Origin of the sequence: Rheinheimera mesophila, assembly GCF_000986865.1 — a bacterium.
Taxonomy (GTDB): Bacteria; Pseudomonadota; Gammaproteobacteria; order Enterobacterales; family Alteromonadaceae; genus Pararheinheimera; species Pararheinheimera mesophila.
Map to the genome: position 1 here is coordinate 73,868 of NZ_LAVS01000012.1, position 19,454 is coordinate 93,321.

Annotated in this window: 14 protein-coding genes; 2 read left to right on the forward strand and 12 right to left on the reverse strand. The window is 47.9% G+C overall.

Annotated features, from left to right (window positions below; translation table 11 throughout):
* Positions 1–163: 163 nt before the first annotated feature.
* The gene (gene miaB / locus SD53_RS06915; protein WP_046519502.1) at positions 164–1,591 is read right to left on the reverse strand and encodes a tRNA (N6-isopentenyl adenosine(37)-C2)-methylthiotransferase MiaB; all 1,428 of its coding nucleotides are present in this window, start codon (positions 1,589–1,591) and stop codon (positions 164–166) included.
* A 173-nt stretch (positions 1,592–1,764) separates the two neighbouring features.
* On the opposite strand from miaB, the gene leuE reads away from it, so the two are divergent.
* Both leuE and SD53_RS06925 read left to right on the forward strand, forming a co-directional pair.
* Positions 1,765–2,412 (forward strand): leucine efflux protein LeuE, encoded by a 648-nt coding sequence (leuE, locus tag SD53_RS06920; protein ID WP_046519503.1) that lies wholly within the window; start codon positions 1,765–1,767, stop codon positions 2,410–2,412.
* A gap of 469 nt (positions 2,413–2,881) precedes the next feature.
* Positions 2,882–3,151, forward strand: coding sequence for a hypothetical protein (locus SD53_RS06925; protein WP_125060969.1), 270 nt, complete (start codon positions 2,882–2,884; stop codon positions 3,149–3,151).
* 153 nt (positions 3,152–3,304) lie between these two features.
* On the opposite strand, the gene SD53_RS06930 is transcribed toward SD53_RS06925, so the two are convergent.
* The 11 genes from SD53_RS06930 to SD53_RS06995 all read right to left on the reverse strand — a co-directional run bounded on the left by SD53_RS06930 (position 3,305) and on the right by SD53_RS06995 (position 19,070).
* A complete protein-coding gene (locus SD53_RS06930) occupies positions 3,305–4,540 on the reverse strand; it encodes an ABC transporter permease (RefSeq protein ID WP_046519505.1) in 1,236 nt (411 codons plus the stop codon).
* Positions 4,541–4,550: 10 nt separating this feature from the next.
* Positions 4,551–5,861 carry an ABC transporter permease gene (locus SD53_RS06935; protein ID WP_046519506.1) on the reverse strand — a complete coding sequence of 437 codons (1,311 nt, stop codon included), beginning with the start codon at positions 5,859–5,861 and terminating at the stop codon, positions 4,551–4,553.
* 9 nt (positions 5,862–5,870) lie between these two features.
* Entirely contained in the window at positions 5,871–6,575 is a 705-nt protein-coding gene (locus tag SD53_RS06940; protein ID WP_046519507.1) for an ABC transporter ATP-binding protein, read from the reverse strand.
* A 28-nt stretch (positions 6,576–6,603) separates the two neighbouring features.
* The gene (locus SD53_RS06945; protein ID WP_046519508.1) at positions 6,604–7,878 is read right to left on the reverse strand and encodes an efflux RND transporter periplasmic adaptor subunit; all 1,275 of its coding nucleotides are present in this window, start codon (positions 7,876–7,878) and stop codon (positions 6,604–6,606) included.
* A gap of 174 nt (positions 7,879–8,052) precedes the next feature.
* Positions 8,053–8,571 (reverse strand): Rid family hydrolase, encoded by a 519-nt coding sequence (locus tag SD53_RS06955; protein ID WP_052749288.1) that lies wholly within the window; start codon positions 8,569–8,571, stop codon positions 8,053–8,055.
* Positions 8,572–8,709: 138 nt separating this feature from the next.
* Positions 8,710–9,597, reverse strand: a complete 888-nt coding sequence (locus tag SD53_RS06960; protein ID WP_046519510.1) for a hypothetical protein — start codon at positions 9,595–9,597, stop codon at positions 8,710–8,712.
* Positions 9,598–9,792: 195 nt separating this feature from the next.
* Positions 9,793–10,644 carry a DMT family transporter gene (locus SD53_RS06965; RefSeq protein WP_046519511.1) on the reverse strand — a complete coding sequence of 284 codons (852 nt, stop codon included), beginning with the start codon at positions 10,642–10,644 and terminating at the stop codon, positions 9,793–9,795.
* 980 nt (positions 10,645–11,624) lie between these two features.
* Positions 11,625–16,046, reverse strand: coding sequence for an EAL domain-containing protein (locus tag SD53_RS06980; protein ID WP_241481765.1), 4,422 nt, complete (start codon positions 16,044–16,046; stop codon positions 11,625–11,627).
* A gap of 278 nt (positions 16,047–16,324) precedes the next feature.
* The gene (locus SD53_RS06985) at positions 16,325–17,284 is read right to left on the reverse strand and encodes a cobalamin biosynthesis protein CobD/CbiB (RefSeq protein ID WP_046519514.1); all 960 of its coding nucleotides are present in this window, start codon (positions 17,282–17,284) and stop codon (positions 16,325–16,327) included.
* A complete protein-coding gene (mtnN, locus tag SD53_RS06990) occupies positions 17,285–17,998 on the reverse strand; it encodes a 5'-methylthioadenosine/S-adenosylhomocysteine nucleosidase (protein WP_046519515.1) in 714 nt (237 codons plus the stop codon).
* A gap of 187 nt (positions 17,999–18,185) precedes the next feature.
* Positions 18,186–19,070 carry a pirin family protein gene (locus tag SD53_RS06995; protein WP_046519516.1) on the reverse strand — a complete coding sequence of 295 codons (885 nt, stop codon included), beginning with the start codon at positions 19,068–19,070 and terminating at the stop codon, positions 18,186–18,188.
* Between the last annotated feature and the right edge of the window lie 384 nt (positions 19,071–19,454).

The window sequence follows — 19,454 nt, forward strand, 5'->3', positions numbered from 1 at the left end:
TTCATACTTGACGCTGCAGCTTTGTTGACCGCGCTACTCGCCCCAGTCACATAGTGAACTATGCTCCTGAGTTCTCGCTCGCTTATCGCCTCGCTGCAACATCAATTATTTTGGGTAACGCATAGAAGCCAGTTTTTCGCTGACCTCCATCTGCTGTTCTCAATTAAGGAGTAAAAGTAGCCACTCCCAATTCGTCTGTTTTTGCTGCTTTCGCTGCCAGTATTTGTTGTGGCGATACGTCGCGGCGTAAATCCATATCTTTTTCAGTACGGATCACTTTACCTTTTAATGAGTTGGTAAAGACATCTGTCACTAATACATCGACAAACTGACCAATCATATCCGGTGAACCTTCAAAGTTCACCACACGGTTGTTTTCGGTGCGGCCGGTCAGCTCCATAATGTCTTTTTTCGACGGACCTTCCACCAGAATACGTTGTTCAGTGCCGAGCATAGCACGGGCAATTTGCAATGACTGCTGGTTAATACGGTCCTGCAGTATATACAGACGTTGTTTTTTCTCTTCTTCTGACACATCGTCCGGTAAATCGGCCGCCGGTGTGCCAGGGCGAGCGCTGTAAACAAAGCTGAAACTCATATCAAAGTTGATGGCTTTGATCAGATCCATAGTGGCTTCAAAGTCTTCTGCGGTTTCACCGGGGAAGCCGATAATAAAGTCAGACGACATGCTTAAATTCGGGCGGATTTTTTTCAAAGCACGAATTTTTGACTTATATTCAAGGGCGGTATGGTTGCGTTTCATCAGCGCCAGAATACGGTCTGAACCGGACTGCACTGGTAAGTGCAGATGATCGACCAATTCAGGCACATCACGGTACACTTCAATAATATCGTCTGTAAATTCAACAGGATGCGACGTGGTGTAACGAATACGGTCAATACCGTCTATCGCCGCTACTAAACGCAATAATTCAGAGAAATGGCAAATGCCACCGTCAAAAGTAGCACCACGGTATGCGTTGACGTTTTGGCCCAACAGGTTGACTTCACGTACCCCTTGCTCGGCTAGCTGAGCAATTTCCAAAAGGACGTCATCCAATGGGCGGCTGACTTCTTCACCACGGGTGTAAGGCACGACACAGAAGGTGCAGTATTTAGAACAGCCTTCCATAATAGAGACAAAAGCGGTTGGGCCGTCTGCTTTAGGCTCGGGCAGGCGGTCAAACTTCTCGATTTCCGGGAAGGACACATCCACCACAGGGGATTTATCACCGCGCACTGCGTTAATCATTTCCGGCAAACGGTGCAAGGTTTGTGGCCCAAACACGATATCGACATAAGGGGCGCGGTCACGAATGGCTTTGCCTTCCTGCGAAGCGACACAACCACCGACGGCAATAATTAAATCCGGGTTTTTCTTTTTCAGTGGACGCCAGCGACCTAACTGATGGAATACCTTCTCCTGAGCCTTCTCACGAATAGAGCAGGTGTTCAGCAGGATCACGTCTGCTTCTTCTGCTTCTTCGGTCAGTGTGTAGCCATGAGTTGCATCCAGAAGGTCCGCCATTTTGGATGAATCGTATTCGTTCATCTGGCAGCCCCAGGTCTTAATGTGCAGCTTTTTGCCCATTTGTGTTGTAGCCCGTAAAAAGTTAACGCCAAGAAAAAGGACGCGCATTTTATCCTAGTGGGGCCTGAAGCGCCAGCAGTGGATAGAGACCGCGATCATCAGATAATTTGCAGTGACTTTTGCCAGGCTCCGGCCTGATAATATTCTCTGGCAGAAAACAGTTGTAGAGGATAATGATGGAAAGCCTGGGTGTTATTCAGTTTTGGACCTTTCTGGCCGGTGTGATAGTGATTATTCTGATGCCGGGCCCGAATAGCCTGTTTGTGCTGAAAACCAGCATAGTGCAAGGACCCAAACATGCATGGTGTGCGCTTTGTGCAGTGCTGCTTGGGGATGCGACTTTGATTTTATTATCCTACCTAGGCCTGGCTTCTGTGTTATTAGCCTCACCTGAGTTATTCCGCTGGATACGTTATTTAGGTGCCGCTTATTTGCTTTATATCGGTGTCCAGATTTTATTAAGTTTGCGCCAATCCAACACAACGCAGGGGGCAGAAGGTCCAGCCTTGGTCGCAGCGGCAAGCTGTGCCGCTGTATTCCGTAAGTCTTTATTATTAAGCCTGACTAACCCCAAGGCCATTTTGTTTTTCCTGTCGTTTTTTATTCAGTTTATCGACGCCAGCTTCACTCCCAACTGGCTGCCTTATCTGGTGCTGGCGGTGGTACTGGAAATCATCAGCCTGCTCTATCTGACCACTTTAGTTTATGCAGGAGCCGCCATTGCCAGCTTTTTTAAAGGCCAGCCCAAAGCAGGGCAGGTAGGCAATTTAGTGTTAGGCCTGTTATTTACCGGCTTTGCGGTCAGATTGGCTTTGGCGTAGATCTTTGAACAATGCCTACTGTTGTTAAAAGACCTCTACAGCAAACTAACTTGATGCCGAATGGGCCCCCATTAGGGCGCGAGCCGGACAAAATTGAGTGGCCAAGGTTTTAAGACGAGGAGTGTTTGAGTAAGGAGCGGTAGCGACGAGCGAGTTGCCGAGTCGCCTTGGACGCACGATTTTGGGCCGGGCTTTCGCTGCAACCTGGGGTCGCCTTTTCTTTGGATACTTTCTTTTGGCGAAGCAAAAGCAAAGTATCTCGCCAACGGCGAAACCGTTTAACCAATAGCAAGGCGCAATACCCTATTATTTCTTTATGAATTCATCAGAAAGTATCCTCCCTTAACTTTATTTTTCATTTTGACGTGATGTCAACTGTTGCTTTTTTGTTAACTCCTTGAGTTGGTATATGATCGCTTTAACGGAGCGAAGAGAAGTCAATCAAGTTATTCAGAAGAAGGAGATCGAAATGAATCTATCATCAAGTTGTATGAGTTCTTTGAGGAGATGGTTAGCTGGTCATTGGCACACAAACCATCCAACAGATATGGATATGTTTTATAAATTTGTCGATCAATATGTTGTGGATCATGGATGTAGTGTCGATGAACAAGGATTGCGACATTTGATAGCTACTCTAGTTAAGTCTGATTATCCAGTGGAACCTACGGCGTTAATTTCGGAAAAAATAGGGTTGATGTATAAGATTATGGACTTTATAAGAGTAACAGGGCGCTAAAGCGATTAATTGCTTTACAGCAGGTGTAATCGAGGTCTACAACAAGGTGCTTCGGGGACTGCACTTACAAACAAAAATCCCTCAGCCGAAGGACAAAAAAGCTGAGGGAAAGGTTGGTAACTTTTTACTTACCAGGGAGCTGTTACAGCAGGTTTAAGCCCGTCCTCTGGTTGCCGTGGCAGGCGAAATTTTCGAAGCCACTAAGGCCGGGTAACTGACGGCTAACTGGCCAACGATCAGCAAGGCTATTACACCTATCACCAGCAAGACCGGGCTTAATGGGGTCATGCTAAAGGTTGATACCAGCCAGATATTTAAGCCAACAGCTCCGGCTGCGCCCAACACCACGCCGGCTGTGCTTATCAGCAAATTCTCCAGCATAAAGTAGCGCATCACTTGCCATTGGCTGGCGCCTAAAGCGCGGCGGGTGCCGATTTGACGGGTGCGTCTGTTAATACTGAACATCGCCAGACCGATAATGCCAAAGCCTGTGATCAGCGTCAGCACGATAATGACGGTCAGCAGAATAGTGTTGGTGGCCTGATGCTCCCGATAACTTTCGTCACGGGTTTGTTCCATGCTGGTGACATTACGGATAATGCGACCTCTGTCACTTTCAGCCAGCATTTTTTCAATCACTGGCATTAACTCGTCACGACGGCCGGGCTCAGTGCGGATAAAAAAGCGGCTGCCTTTGCTGTCCAGTTGCTGTGGCACCAGCATGCTACGCTCGACACCATTCCAGCCATTCCATGGTGCCTGCAGGGCTTTGATAATACCTATCACCTGCACTGGCTGATGGTTGTCGATGTAAACCGTTTTGCCTACAGCGTTTTTCCAGTCACCTTCAAACATGGTTTCTGCTAAGGCTTTAGTGATAATAGCTTTAGGTGGCCATTGGGTGCTGCCTTCTTCACGCCAGCCTATGTCGGAGTTTTGGAAGTTCTCACCGGCAATCAGCTCCAGGCCCATGGCATTGATGCCATGCTCGTCCACCATATACACCGCTGTGCCTGTGCCTTCAATATCGTCACCAGCTTTGGTTTGCAGGCTCATCGACCAGCCGCCACCACTTAACGGAATCGCATTGATTTGCGTGGCATCCACTACGCCTGGCGTCTCGCGGATACGCTGTAAATCCTGTTGCAGCGCGGTTTTCAGATTGTAGTTTTGCGCAAACACAGTGTTGCTTAAATAAAAGGTATTGGCTTCATCCAAACCGCTGGCTCTGGCCATTTGTTCGCTGCGCTGCTGCATCATAAAAATGGCGTTGACCATAATGGTCAGGGTCAGCGCAATTTGCAGGGCGATCAGCAAAGCACCAATTTTATTGCGCATTAAGGCGCGGAACATAGGGCCCAGTTCTAATTGGGTGAAAAATGCAGACATGGCAAACTCCTTATTGGCTTTTTAGCTGAACGGACGGCTGCACCTGACAGGCGCGCCATGTGGGGTATAAACCTGCTAATAAAGCACTGGCAATAGCCAGACCTATCGCCATAGCCACTAAGGTGAAATCCAACTGAGCTAAATCGCGGATCCAGTCGCCATACATCAGTTTTATCGCTTCCAGCCCCAAAATAGCCAGCACTAAACCCAATAAACCACCGGCCAAACCTATACAGCCTGATTCAATTAAATGCTGAATAAACAAGTCGTTACGGCTGGCACCTAAAGCCTGGCGCACGCCAATCTCACTAGCTTTACCTAAAAACTTCGCCAGCAATAAACCTACGGTATTGAGTAAACACACCAGCAAAAACATCAAAGACATCGCCATCATCATGCTGGCATCGTCTGACACCACTTCGGCGTATTCCAGCCACTGCATCACATCGCGCAGTTTGTTGTTGTCGGTTCGGGCAAAACGGCCGTATTGGTTTTGCTCTTTGGCGTAGGCATTCATAAAGCTGAAGTAAGCTTCTTTGTCCTGAGCTGTGGGTAATTCCACCCACAATTGCACCCAGATACACTCTGAGTCTAAAAAGGCCTGAAAGCCTGAATCCGTCGGTTTCCAGCAGTTGGTATTGCCGGAGCGGCCCAATTTTTGTTCAGTGATTAAGCTAAAGGGCACAAAAACTTCTTCGACGTCGTTAAAGGCACCTGTGCTGATATCGTAAAATCGTGGTTTGGGGTTCCATCTGTCGATCACACCGGTGATTTTGTAGTCTTCACCAGCCATCCGCAGGGTCTGGCCTGTGGAGTCTTTACCACCAAATAAACGTTCATTCAGTTCGGCGTTAATCACTATCACCCGTTCTTTTTTTAAGTCAGCCTGATGATCCCAGCCACTGCCATATAAAAACGGCACATCAAACATAGGGAAAAAATCGGCGCTGTTGGCGCGGCCCTGCACCATAAAAGGCAAGACTTCTTTATCAGCCGGTTCAATCACAGCGGCCATACCGGTTTGGATACTTTGGCGTGTGGCCTTTTGCGCCTGCCATAAGTAGGTGGCGTCACGATAGGTTAACTGCTCAGGCGCATCACCGTCGTCGTTGTAAGGGTTATTTGGCTCCCAACTGTCCATTTGCACAAAAAATAGCTGCTCACTTTTGTGTGGAATAGGGTTGGCGGACATCAGGTAATTGACGGTAATGGTGGTCATGGAGGCACCAATACCTAAGCCGATGGCACAGACCATCAACAGCGTCATGCCCCAGGTGCGTTTGCAGCTTAAGTAAGCCAGCTTCAAATAATAAGAAAACATAGCAGCTCCTTAAGCTTCGCCAACCAGATGCAGGTTGGAGTTTTTCTGGGTCAGCTCGCTGACATGACCGTCTTTGATATAAATTTGGCGTTTGGCGCGGGCAGCCAGGCTAGGGTCGTGGGTCACCATTAAAATGGTGGTGCCGGCTTTATTGATGTCTTCCAAAAGGCTCATCACACTTTGCGCCATCTGACTGTCCAGGTTACCAGTGGGCTCATCCGCTAATAAAAAGCGTGGTGAGGTGGCTAAAGCCCGGGCTATAGCGACACGTTGCTGCTGACCACCGGAGAGCTGGCTTGGCAGGTGTTTCATCCGGGAGGCTAAACCCACCTGGTCCAGATGGTATTCAATACGTTTTTTCCGTTCGCTGGCATTTAAACCACGGTAACGTAAAGGTACATCGACATTGTCGAACAGGTTTAAATCAGGAATAAGGTTAAAGCTCTGGAAAATAAAGCCTATTTTTTGGTTTCTCATGCGGGAACGGCCGCTGTCATTGAGTTTGGTGATGTCTTCACCGTCCAGCAGGTATTCACCGCTGCTGCTGGTTTCAAGTAAACCAGCGATATTTAAAAAAGTGGTTTTACCTGAGCCTGAAGGGCCAGTCACACTGACAAAGTCACCTTCGTTCACATGCAACTGAATATCGCGCAGCGCATGAGTGACTACGTCGTCTGTGATAAAAGATTTACTAATGTTGTTCATGGTTAGCATGCTAAGTCCCTCGGCTCTGTGGCCTTAATTAGTTATTAAGTTGTACTGTGCTGGCGCCGTTAAAAATATCGGTGCCGGAGGTGATGATTTGATCGCCCTGTTGTAAACCAGCCAGAATTTCGACTGAGTTCAGACTGCGGGCACCCAGTTCAATAGGGGTTTTTACCGCCATGCCATTGCTGACTTTGTAGGCAAACTTGCCATTGCTGCTGTCGAGGAACTGACCACGGGCCACCTGCAATACGTCTTCACGGTGTTCCAGCAAAATACGGCTGCTTAAGCGTTGGTTTTGACGCAGGGCAGGAGGCGCTTCTTTCGTGAAACGCACCCGGCCTTTCACTTGGTTTTCAAACACTTCCGGAGAAATAGTCACCAGTTTACCCAAATAGATTTTTTGCTCTGCAGTGACTTCTACCGGCAATCCAATGACCAAATCATTGGCGTAACTTTCAGGTACAGCAATTTCCACTTCAAACTGACTTAAATCCACCACAGATAAAATCAGTTGGTTTTTGGTGATATAGGTTTTGTTTTCTACCGCCAGATTACCCAATAAACCATTGACCGGAGATCGCACCTGCAGGCCATCGACCTGACGCTGAAAGTCTTCTACCAGCAAACGCTGGCGCTGTAGTTGCTGGGCTAAGCTTTGCACTTCAAAATCGAGGTTTTCTTTATTTAGCCGGGCATCTTCTACGGCATGTTGATGCTGCACTTTGGCCGTTTCTAAATCGTCCTGGGCTTTTTCGTGTTCAATTTTACTGACGACCCCTTTCTCAAAGCCCTGATCGGCGCGGCGTTTTTCTCTGTCTGCTGTGGTTAGGGTCATCAGCGCTATATCCACGGCTTTTTTGTCGGTTAGCTGCTGCTTTTTCGCTAAGATTTTTTGCCGGTCATGGCTGGTTTGCAGGCTGTACAGTGTGGCTTGCTCCTGCTGCAGCCTATTGTTCAATTCGGGGCTGTCGATAATGGCCAGCACATCACCTTGTTTCACTTCAGTACCAGCATCCAGCAATAAGCTGATGGTGCCTTCGGCTGTGGCATAAAGTTTAGGGCTAACCGCCGCAACCACCTGACCCTGCGCCGAGATATCGCGGGTAAAATCGGCGGTTTTGACTGTATCTATCCGCACGCGCGACAAAGACACCGACATATCCGACTGCGACCAACTGCGGGCCGCCGGAATGATTTGCCATAACAGCAAGACCAGAAGCAAGCTGGTTGAGCCTGCGACCCAGAGTTTTTTATTGGTTTTTTTTGGTGTCAGCTTTTCATCCTGGCTGCTGGTGTCGGCTATTTTCATGGTGTTTCCTGCACTGTGCGTCTTTGCTGAAGCATTAAAAAATGCTGTGATTACCAATGAGTCGGAACATGCAGAAAAAAGGTTTGAACGGAATGAAAATAAATTTGTAGGGCGACCTTTATGGTCACCCGGCTTGCAGTCTTTTAGAGAAACCCGAAGCTTATTAGGTTGGTGTTAAGGCTTTGCTGCGGGTTTACGGGCAATGATTTCAATCTCAACCAAGCCCTGATCGGCAAATAACTCAGCAACGCCAACAGCCGTCCATGCCGGGTATGGAGCTTTAAAAAACTCGTCTTTCACTGCCATCACTGCTGCGACATGTTGCTCTTTTGTGCCTTTAAATAACGGGCTGTTGAACAGGTGGTAGCTGTTGATTTTCACCACATGTTCGGTCCCTAAACCTGCTTGTTTTAGCAACGTCTCCAGATTGCCAAAGGCATGGCGTAAGTTCTTTTTAAAAAGTTCAGTGTCGGCACCTTCAGCGGGGGCGGCTGCAATCACACCGGAGAAAAACACCAGATCACCAGAGCTGCGTGCTGGTGCGAAATGCCATTGATCATAAGCCTGTTTGGCTCTTTCGCTCTGGATATAGACCTGACCATCCAGAGTCGGAATATTTTGTGCTGCAGAGTGTGCCAACGCAGTCAGGCTGAGCAAACTCAGGCCCAGCAGCAGGGGTTTTAAATAAGACATAACAAATCTCATGGGTTAAACACAAAGCTGAGTCTGCAGTGTTTTCACAGGACCCAGGCCAGAGCTGGGATAAAAGGAAGGTGGGGTGGGACGGATACAGGTCAGAGAAAAAAGGCCGCACGACTGCGGCCTCAGTGGTCAGAGTACGTTACCTAAACCAACAGAAATAGCCTTGACATAAGCTGTCATCAGTTGTTGTGGATTGGAGCTGTCGTTGGCGACTATTTGATCCAAAGTCCAGATAAAACCACCGCCCACACTGGTGCTGCCATGAAAAGATTTCATCAGACTTTGTACCTGTGCCGGACTGTCATTGGTCCAATCGCCAGCCACAATAAATGCTGTGGTATCAAAACCCGGAATAGCCTCGGTAATAGCCTGAGCCCACTGCGACGGCTGGTTGCCATAACCTCCATTGTAACATTGCAAATTCCACCATTTTACCGCGCCTTTGTTGGTGTTATTTAATTGCTGTAAAGCGCTGGTCCAGAATTGCTGGTAAGTATAAGGGCAGAAGGTAAGATCAAAGCCCAGACTATTCGCCAACTGACAAAACGCAACAAAAGAAGGTAGGTCGTAGTTATCCTCGCAGTCTAAATCAATAATGCTGATCGCCGGAAAGGTCTGTTTCAGCACTGCTAAATTGTTGGCCAGATTGGTTCCTGCATAGCTGTTATCGTTTTGCTGGTAGATTTTCTGCAGTGTCTCAAAATCCATGACGCCGCCGCCACCAATGGACGCGCAAAGACGATTGACTGAGCCACCTAAAGCAGAGTTAATCAGGGCTGGCCAGCCTGGATCGCCAACATAACGCCCCTCAGAAATCACCAGTGTGTTGTTAAAATAAATGTCACCCATGATTTGACTGGGTTGAATCGAATAATTGCGGCCTATATGAAACAGGCCCAGGATCAGGGTGGTAAAGCCGGAGTTTTGCAACTGCGACACTGTGGTGTAGACAGGTTGTTGGGTGTTATCTGGATACATTATGCCTTCGGCATAAACGGCAAAGTTGAACTTTGACATGGGATCACTCCTTGTTGCGATAGCGGACAGAGTTTTCCAAATCCTGCAGGGCCTGGCTTTTAAACCGGGTAAAAGTTATTCCCTATTTTGGTTAAACAAAGCTAGGCGCTGTTGTGTACTTTCGCAATATAAATTTACCCAAAACAGCATATTTCATCGAAACGTCATCTTTTATATCAGCACGGCTTAGCCTTATTACCACAACCTTTGTCTGGTGCTGATATAACCAGCGTAAAAGATAATAGCCACACCGGCGAACCAGCTCATAGTCACAGGTTCAGACCAGAATAAATAACCAAAAAGGCCAGCAAAAATTACTGAGCTGTAGGTCCAGATGCCAATATCAGAAGCGGGCGCTAAGGCATAAGCTCTGGTCATCGCCATTTGGCCTATGGCCGCCAATACGCCCATAAAACCAAAAGCCCACCAGGCGACAGCCGGTAGTTCCTGCCAGTAAAAAGGCACAGGCACAAAGGAGATAATGGCGGTGAGCAACGAAAAGTAGAACACGATTCGGGCCGCAGGTTCAGTGTCGGACATATAACGAATGGTGGTTTTGGTCACCGCTACTAATACGGCCGACAACAAAGCTATTAAAAACAAATAAAAAGCGCCACCACCACTGGCGATAGGTAAGGCCAGCAGCACTCCACCAAAGCCCAAGGCAATACTAAACAAAGTCAGGCGGCTGGCGGTTTCTTTTAACCAGAATTTGGCTATTAACGGCACTATAAAAGGCGACATTAACAGCACTACCATAGCTTGCGCCAAAGGCAACTGGCTGATCACATAAAAAAAGCAGTACATCGAGATAATGCCGGTGACAGAGCGGCTTAAATGCAAATACCAGCGTTTGGTATAGAGCAGTTGTTTACCCTGCAGCCACAACCAGGGCAGCATCACCAGCAAGGCAAAAAAGTTGCGGAAAAATACCACCTGGGCATGACTGGCGCTGTCGCTGGTCAGTTTCACCAAAGCCCCTATACCGGCAAAACAAGCTTCAGCCAGTAACAGCAATAAGGCGCCTTTAAGCAAATTGGGTTGCATTAGAAATCACATCTATCGAAGAGGCGCGCAGTATAGCAGAGTCGAAAATACAGCGGCGATCTTTGTCAGATCCAAACTCTGGCGTTAGGCCACACGCTTGAGTGTCGGCAGGGCAGAGAGTGACAAGCACCGCAGTTTTAGCTATTTTGTTGGGTATTGTGTCGTTGTTTCACTGCTGAAAAAAGATGCAGGGCTTGCATCCTATTGGGGGCGTGGGTTTGCTTGTTAACAAACGTGGCTCGTCGCTAATCTCAGCCAGCAACGCACTTCGAACTCTCAAGGAACCTGCTCAGTTGAGAAAAAACCTGATTTATCTGTGCGCAATTTTAGCCTGTATTTTTTTGTCGGTTTCCGTAGGCTCGGAGTTAGTGACTTATTACCAAATGTTCGCCACCGGACAACAGCGACATGAGCTTGGAGATGATCTTGGCTTTGGTCTGTTATTGTTTATCTGTTTAGTTCCAGAGGTCATCATTGGCGTAGTATTAGGAGCCTTCGTTGGCCGATATATCCATCTTAAATTAGCCAACAGAGAACCATAGGTAGCGCTGGAGCTATGGCGCCAGGCAAAGAGAAAGTGCCAGTCGTTTCAAGTGATAACCGGAGATAGATAATGAAGGGTCCACAGTGTGACGGTGGCATAGGTGTGTTCTCAGCCGCTTTAAATAGTTTCGGTACAAACAAGACATGCCCTTATTGCAACAAAAAGTTAAGAATGCGGATAAGTTGGCGGGCATTGCTCCTGCTGCTGCCTGTAGGTGTGCTGTTGCATTTTTTTGTCTTGAAACCTGTTGTGATGATAACTGGATTCAGTGGTTCTGGCCTGGCCGCGATAGTCGGGACATTCATTGCGTTAGGTTCATTCAGGCTTTACAGCAACGAGTCAGAATAAGTTTTACCTGCTCAACAAAGGGCGCTGAAGCGGATTGACTGGGGTTACAGAACGCCGTCAGCGCCGCTGCAGCGCCAAATACGCAGAGCTAATTCAAATGTTCACTATGCAGCCAGTTAATCAGCTCCAGTGCTGGCATAGGTTTAGCGAATAAATAACCCTGAATCAGATAACACTGGCGGCTGCTGAAAAAGGCCAGTTGTTGTTCGGTTTCGACCCCTTCGGCGACACAACTCATGCCTAAGCTGCCTGCCATCGACAAAATGGCTTCGATAATGGTTTCATCATCCGGATCTATGCCAATGTCTTTGACAAAGCTGCGGTCAATTTTAATGGCGTCTATTGGCAATTCTTTTAAGTATTTCAGCGACGAATAGCCGGTACCAAAGTCGTCCAAGGCCAGTTGTATGCCAAGCTGATTCAGCGCCAGCATAGTGGTAATGGCTTTTTCGTGATCCCGCATCAGAGCGCTTTCTGTCACTTCAAATCGCAGGCAGGAAGGGGGCAACTGGTACTTAGTCAGCAGCTTTTCGGTATGTTCTGCCAACGACAGTTGCTCTAAATGGCTGGTGGATAAATTCACCGATAAATACAAGTCTAAGCCCGCCTGGCGCCATTGCTGTAAATCCACCAAAGCCCGTTCCAGTAAAGATAAAGTCATAGGAATAATCAGACGCAAATCTTCCGCCATAGGAATAAATTCGGTGGGCGGGATCAGCGCGTTTTTATGACGCCAACGCATCAGCACTTCTACTCCAATCACCGACTGGCTGCGGCAATCCACTATCGGCTGGTAGTAGTTGATAAACTCGCCGTCTTTAAAGGCTTGACGCAACTGAGTTTCTTTCGCCAATTGCATATGGGCTTTTTCGTTCATTTCGGCAATAAAAAACTGGAAGTTATTGCGGCCTAAATCTTTGGCATAGTACATGGCCACGTCCGCGTGTTTCAGTAAGGCGTTGGCATCCAGCGCATCGTCCGGATAAACCGCTATACCAATACTGGGCGATACGCTGACCGTATGGGTGCCCAACTGCATGGGTTCACCAATAGACTGCAACATTTTGCGTGCGACATGACTGATGTTGTCATCGTTTTTATAGCTCTCCAGCAGCACAACAAATTCATCCCCCCCCAGCCGCGCTATGGTATCTGTTTCTCTTAACGTAGCGCGTAAACGGCGGGCGACTTCCTGCAATAATTGATCACCAACATCGTGGCCTAAAGAATCGTTCACCTGTTTAAATTTATCGAGGTCGATAAAACACAAAGCCAGGGATTTTTTCGCACGTTTGGCTTGCTCTATGCCATGCTGAATGCGGTCCATCAACAGCGTTCGATTAGGCAGACCTGTCAGTGAGTCATAGCTGGCCAAATAACGTAATTCTTCTTCTGCCACTTTTTGTGCGGTGATATCGGTAAATACCAAGACAAAAAACTCGACTTTATCCACATCACCAATAGCGCTGATATTAATAAGGGTAGGGCGCTCTTTGCCATCCGGCGTGTGCACCAGCTCTTCCCCCTGCCAATGCTGGTTGACAGCTAAGCCCCGTAATAACGAGGTATAAAAACGACGACGTTGCAAACTAATCCCCAAATGATGGGTTTTAGGACTCACCAGATACTGATCAACTGAGCCAAACACATCAGCAAAAGACTGGTTAGCGGCAATGACCCGCTGATTGGCATCTAAAATCACTACCCAATCCCGGGTTTGCTGGAAAGCTTCGCCAAATAACCGGGCTTTTTCCTGGTTGGCTCTGGTTTCTGTGATGTTGCTAAAGGTGCCAATCACCCGCTCTGGCTGGCCTTGTGCACCTACTTCCGCCACTTTACCTATGTCGCGGAACCACAACCAATTGCCGTTTTTATGCTGCATTCTGTAGGTGTGATCAAAGGTTTTGTCTGGTGTTTGCATCAGCTTTTGCCAGGCCTGCTGGTATGCGTCTTTGTCTTCCGGGTGCACTAAGGACAAATGCTGGGTCATAGCCAGTGGGTTTAAGGCTTCCTGATAGCCCAACATGCTGTAGATGCGTGATGCGAACATAATATTTTTATGCGCGTGCCACTCCCAGGCTCCGCTGTCTATCGAGTCCAACGCCTGTTTTAAGCGCTGTTCGCTGGCGGTCACTTTGGTATGGGCCACTTTGAGCATGCGTTGCTGTTTTTGTCGGGTTCTGAGGTAAAACAGCATAATCATCAGGCTGACAGACGCATACGCCATGTAAGCCCAATGACTGAGCCATGGCGCTGGTTGCACTTGCAGCCGTAAGGTTGCAACTTCACTCTCAAGGCCTGTCACAGGAGATACAGCCACCACGTTAAACTGATAATCTCCGGGGGTAAGCTGTGGAAACATCACCGAGCTGGAACTTTGTTCCGGAAACACCAGACGCTGTGGACCGTCCAGCCAATAACGGTAGCGCATTTTGCCACTGTCGCGGAAATTCAGACTGGAATAACTGATGGTTAAGCCCTGACTGTCATAAGGCAGAGTAAAAAGCTGACCCGACAAGTCAGTCAATGGACTTTCAATAGGTGATGACAATAAATCCAACTGAGTAATCACAATGCGGGGCTTACGTCTGGGCTCTGTCAAAGCGACAGGGGAGAGTAAATTCACGCCACGGATAGAGCCAAAGGCCATCTCGCCATTACTTAAACTTTCACTGCTTTGCACAATAAATTCGTTGCTGGTTAAGCCATCTTTTTTACTGAATTGTTCAATATGCAGGGTATCGACATTTAACGAGGAAACACCGTGCAGGCTGGAGAACCAGATATGCCCCAATTGATCGCTGTTGACCGCATACACTACATTGGTATTGAGTTTGTTGTTGCTATGAAAATGATGTTTCAGTTGCATACTGGTGGCGTCAAACGCCAGCAAACCAATGTCCGAGGCGCTAAACCACAGCGTATTGTTTTTATCCAGCGCCATCTTGTCAGCAAAACGCATGCTAAAAGACGGGCTGGCTTCGGCCTGATACAGCAACTTTAACTCTGCTGTTTTTTCATTAAATAACCAAATTTTTTCATAAGCCGCCAATACCAGCCAGTCGGGTTGGCCCGGCCATTTACCAAGAATAATCCGCACATCACTGGCTGAGAGCTTTGGATTTAACTCTGCGATCTCTTCAACCTGACCTGAGTCCGGCTGATAACGATAAATACTCTGGTCGGTCAGCAAGTAAAAGGGCTGCTGTTGATTCAGCCAACTGCCCGGACGGGCCGCCTCCAACACAGATTTATGCTCCGGGTTGAGCAAGGCAGGTGCTTGCAGCTCTTTGTTCTGAACAGAGAAATAACTTAAACCACTGGAGGAAAGAAACCATAAATCGCCATTTTTGTTCATCGACAGATTCATGATAGTGCTGGTGTGCCACACCGCTTTGGGGTCTGGGTTCACCAGAAAGTTTTGCACCTGCCTGGTTTCAAGATTTAATAAATTTAAGCCGTTGCGGGTGCCGAGCCAGAGCTCCTCGCTATTTTTTTCAACAATAGAAATGATTTTGTCGTTACTTAAAGCAGCAGGCCCGGTTTGACTGAAATGACGAATGGCTTTGCTGCGCGGGTGCCAGTAATACGCCCCGTCAAAACGACTGCCGAGCCAATACCCGCCCTGACCATCGCTTTGTAAGGCTACTACATTATCGTCGGATAAGTTGAAGTTGCTCTCACTGAACTTCAACACCAGCTCTGTGTCACCCGAGTCTGATGCGTAACGTAATAAGCCGCGTTCTGTTCCAATCAGCAGATGATCCGGCTGGACTTCAATTTGCCAGACATTCGGTCCTGCAATCAGCTCTTCGCTGACTGGCTCCTGGCCTGTTTGCAGATAGCGCGCGATCTGAGACAGCTCCAGTTGATACAAGCCCTCCACTGTGCCAATCAGCAGGTGGTCTTGCTTTAGCTGAAGAGCTTTGACGTGGCGTTGATAGTCAGACTGTTGTCCTTGAGGTAAATGGGGGATCCGCTTCAGTTGCTTAGTATTTTTGTCGTAGCTGACTAAACCTTGGCTGGTGCCCAGTAAGATCCAGTCTTTGGTGTTCAGTAGGGTTCGGATCAGAGCATCCGGCAAGGCTATATCGGCTAACTTAGCTAACACGGTCAACTGCTGTGTCTCTGTTTGATAGTGGTACAGGTCCGTTCTGCTGCTGAGCAACAGCTCGTCGTTATCGGCCTGGGTCAGATTAATAAAGCGATTTTGTAATGTAGTTGCGCCGGGTAAGGAGGTATGCAAAACCAGTTTGGCTTTGACCGGATCGAAACTATACAAGCCCGAACGTGGCACTAAGGCCCACAAGCGCTGCTTTTTATCCATCAGCAATTGCGTAAAAGCCAGGCTTTGTAAATGCGGAGAATCAGCACCGATCAGCAGATTTTTATAGCCATCAAACCGATTTAAGCCTGCATCTGTTGCTATCCATAAAAAACCCTGACGGTCGAGCAATAAGTCGTTGACCGAGCCCTGTGATAAGTTTTGATCCGGAGTCAACGGCTGCAATAGTGGTCCTGCCAGAACAGATTGGCAGCAACAGGCAAGCAGCAACATGCCGCAAAGATAGCGCAGTGTGGCTAAAACAGGCAAAACTAGTCCTCAGTGGTCGGATTCTTATGGTGATATCCAAATGACTCTAGTGCGCGTCTCAAATCGGCTGAATGCTGCATGCTAAAGTTGTTTGGCTTTTATAGTTATCTGCTGTCGAAGCAGTAGAAAATACAGTGAATGGCGTTATAAAGTCCAGCACAGTTCCAAACAATTTTACAAAAATAATCAGGACATTAATAAAGTAGCCACAGCAGTTGTAACAGGCTGAAAATAAATACAATAAAGGCAGAGTACAACTGAAATTGTCTGTTGAGTCTGAGCGCATTCAATACATCTCTGACCGCAGGTAACTGAGCAGGGCCCAGACGCTGGCGCTGATTTTTCTGCTGCTGGTAGATCACAGGGCCGGCCAGATTAATACGTAAAGCCGACGCCAATGCTCCCAGGATCAGTAAATGAGGCAGACAAAGTTGTAATGACAAAGCCTGACGCCATTGGCGGAAAGCGCCTGTGATATCTGTCAGAAAAGCCAGTAGCAGGGCAGTGAGCAGACTAGCTGGCAAGCTGGCCCATTGAGTTAACAAAGAGGCAGGGCGACCAAAATAACGAAAGTGACTTTGTTTGTCGTTCCACTCTTGATTACACAGCAGCAATAAACGATAAGCCACAGCAGCCAAACCGCCCCCGGCTAAAAACCAGAAACTCACCCCCACCCATTGTTTGGCGGTACGAAGCCAAAGTGTTTCAATGGTGGCTTTGCATAAGCCAGCGCTGCTTAAACTCTGGGTTTGTCGTAACACTAAAGGTTGTAACAAGTCTTTGGCTCTGCTGTTTTGTTGTTGACTGACAGCCAAAGCTACTTTGTGACTTTGCTGGCGGTAATAGACAAAATCCAGACAGAAATACAGCAACAAGCCATCGAGCACCAGGGGCCAGTCGGATAGCCAGTACAAAGGTGCCAGCAAGGCCAGAGTGGGTAACATCACCACAGCTAAAGCTAAACTGCCGGAGATCAATTGCTGGCTGGTCGCTCGGTGCGGATCGGGATGAACTTTGGCGGCGAGCTGTTTGGCGAAAATCCGAAAAAATGTTAAAGGCTGGTAATCCTGCGGCAATAACACCAGGCTGCCGAGTAACCAAATACTGAGCAGCACCAGTGGGTAGACTGAGAGATTTTCCAGCCAATAGGGCATTTAATTCAGTTGCACCGTTTTCAGGTTTTTCAGAAGTTCCAGCACCATGGCTGAACTGTTTTTTGAGGCGATTTCTAAATAGGCTTCAAAGGAGGTTGGCGATTCTTTGCCTGCGATATCACTTAAGCTGCGGATCACTACAAAAGGAGTATTGAGCTGATAACAGGCCTGGGCTATGGCTGCACCTTCCATTTCCACCGCCAGCATAGAGGGGAAATCGGCTCGGGTTTTAGCAATACGCTCCGGTTGGCACATAAAGATATCACCCGTGGTGATTAAGCCTTTTTTAGTTTTACAAAAACCTAAAGTGGTGATGCTTTGTTCTGCCGCGCTAATCAGGGCTGGATGGGCAGTAAAACCTGCTGGCATACGTGGCACCTGGCCTATTTCATAACCAAAAGCCGTGACGTCTACATCGTGATGCCGTACTTCGGACGAAATCACCACATCGCCAACATTTAATTCCGGGTCAAAGCCACCGGCTGAACCTGTGTTAATGACACAATCCGGTTTGAACTGACTAATCATTAAGGTGGTGGCTACAGCAGACGCGACTTTACCTATGCCAGATTGCACTAACACAACTTCGGTATCGGCCAGACGGCCCTGATAGAACTCATAATCCGCCAGTTTGACTGTGGTCATTTCACTTAATTGAGCTTTTAAAATTGCAATTTCCGGCTCCATAGCGCCGATAATACCCACAAGTTGCATCTGCCGATCCTCAAGATAAGAAAGGGCAGATGATACCATCTGCCCTTGCTAAATTATACCCGTCGTACTTGAAGCTGCAGCTTTGTTGCCTGCGCTTCACAGCCCCAGTCACCTAGCGCTGCTATGCTCCTGGGGACTGACTTGCTCGTCGCCGTGCTGCAACATCAATTACTTAGGGTAAGAGATCTCAGTTTGATTTGTGAATAGCTATGGTTTTGGCCTGTTGATTATTGGTTAGTTTCCCAGCCTGATAATCCCGGATCGCCTGTTCAATTTCTTCTGGCTTATTCATCACAAAAGGTCCGTATTGCACCACGGGCTCTTTGATAGGTTTAGCTGAGAGCAAAATAAAACGCGCTTTGTCTTTGGCTGACACTGTCACGCTGTCGCCATCAGTTAAGACAGCACCGTGGTGATTCGCTACTTTTAAGCCTTCAACAAATACCTCTCCTTCAAAAGGATAAACATAAGCGTTATGGCCAGCCGTGACCGGTAAAGTCAGGCTTTGTCCTGCGTCTAACTGCACATCCAGATACAGAGGTTCAGTCGATAAGCCAAAAATAGGACCACGCACTGTTTTACCATTGACCACTGTTTCGCCCGCTATCACTTTGACAAAACTTTGCTCTGTTAACTGCTCTAAAGGAATATCTGTCGCCGGGATATCGACATAAGCGGCTTCTTTCATTTTTTCTGCGGCTGGCAAATTAATCCACAGTTGAAAACCACGCATCAGACCAGATTCCTGCTGCGGCATTTCAGAGTGAATAATGCCACGGCCTGCTGTCATCCACTGCACACCGCCACTGGTTAAATGGCCTTTATTGCCCAAATGATCTTCATGCAACATATGACCATCCAGCATATAAGTCACAGTTTCAAAACCACGATGCGGGTGAGCAGGGAAACCGGCAATATAGTCGTCAGCTTTATCGGAGCCAAAAGCGTCCAGCATTAAAAATGGGTCCAGACGCACACCCTGGCTTTGGCCCAGGCTACGTTTAATTTTTACGCCAGCGCCGTCAGAGGCCAGCATGGCAGGGATCAATTGTTTTAAAGTACGGGCTGTCATATCGCTTCACCTGTGCAATAGTCTGTTGATAAAGTTATTAAAACAGCTCTTTTAGCTAAGCAATAGCGGATTGTTTTGTATGCATCATTCGAAAAATTTGAATGTTCCCCCGTCGTCCTTGAAGCTGCAGCTTTGTTGGCTGCGCTCTCTCACCCCAGTCGCATAGACAACTATGCTCCCGGGAATTCGTTTACTTGCCGTCGCGCTGCAACGTCAATGACTTAGGGGGCTTTTGTCGTTCCTGAAGCTGCAGCTTTGTTGACGAAAGGGGTGATTCTAAAGTTCGCCCCGACGGATTAATGGGCCTCCAGCTTAAATAAACCCAGGGCCAAAGCCGTATTTTGCTCATGTTTAAGCAACCAGTCTTTACGCTCTAAGCCGCCA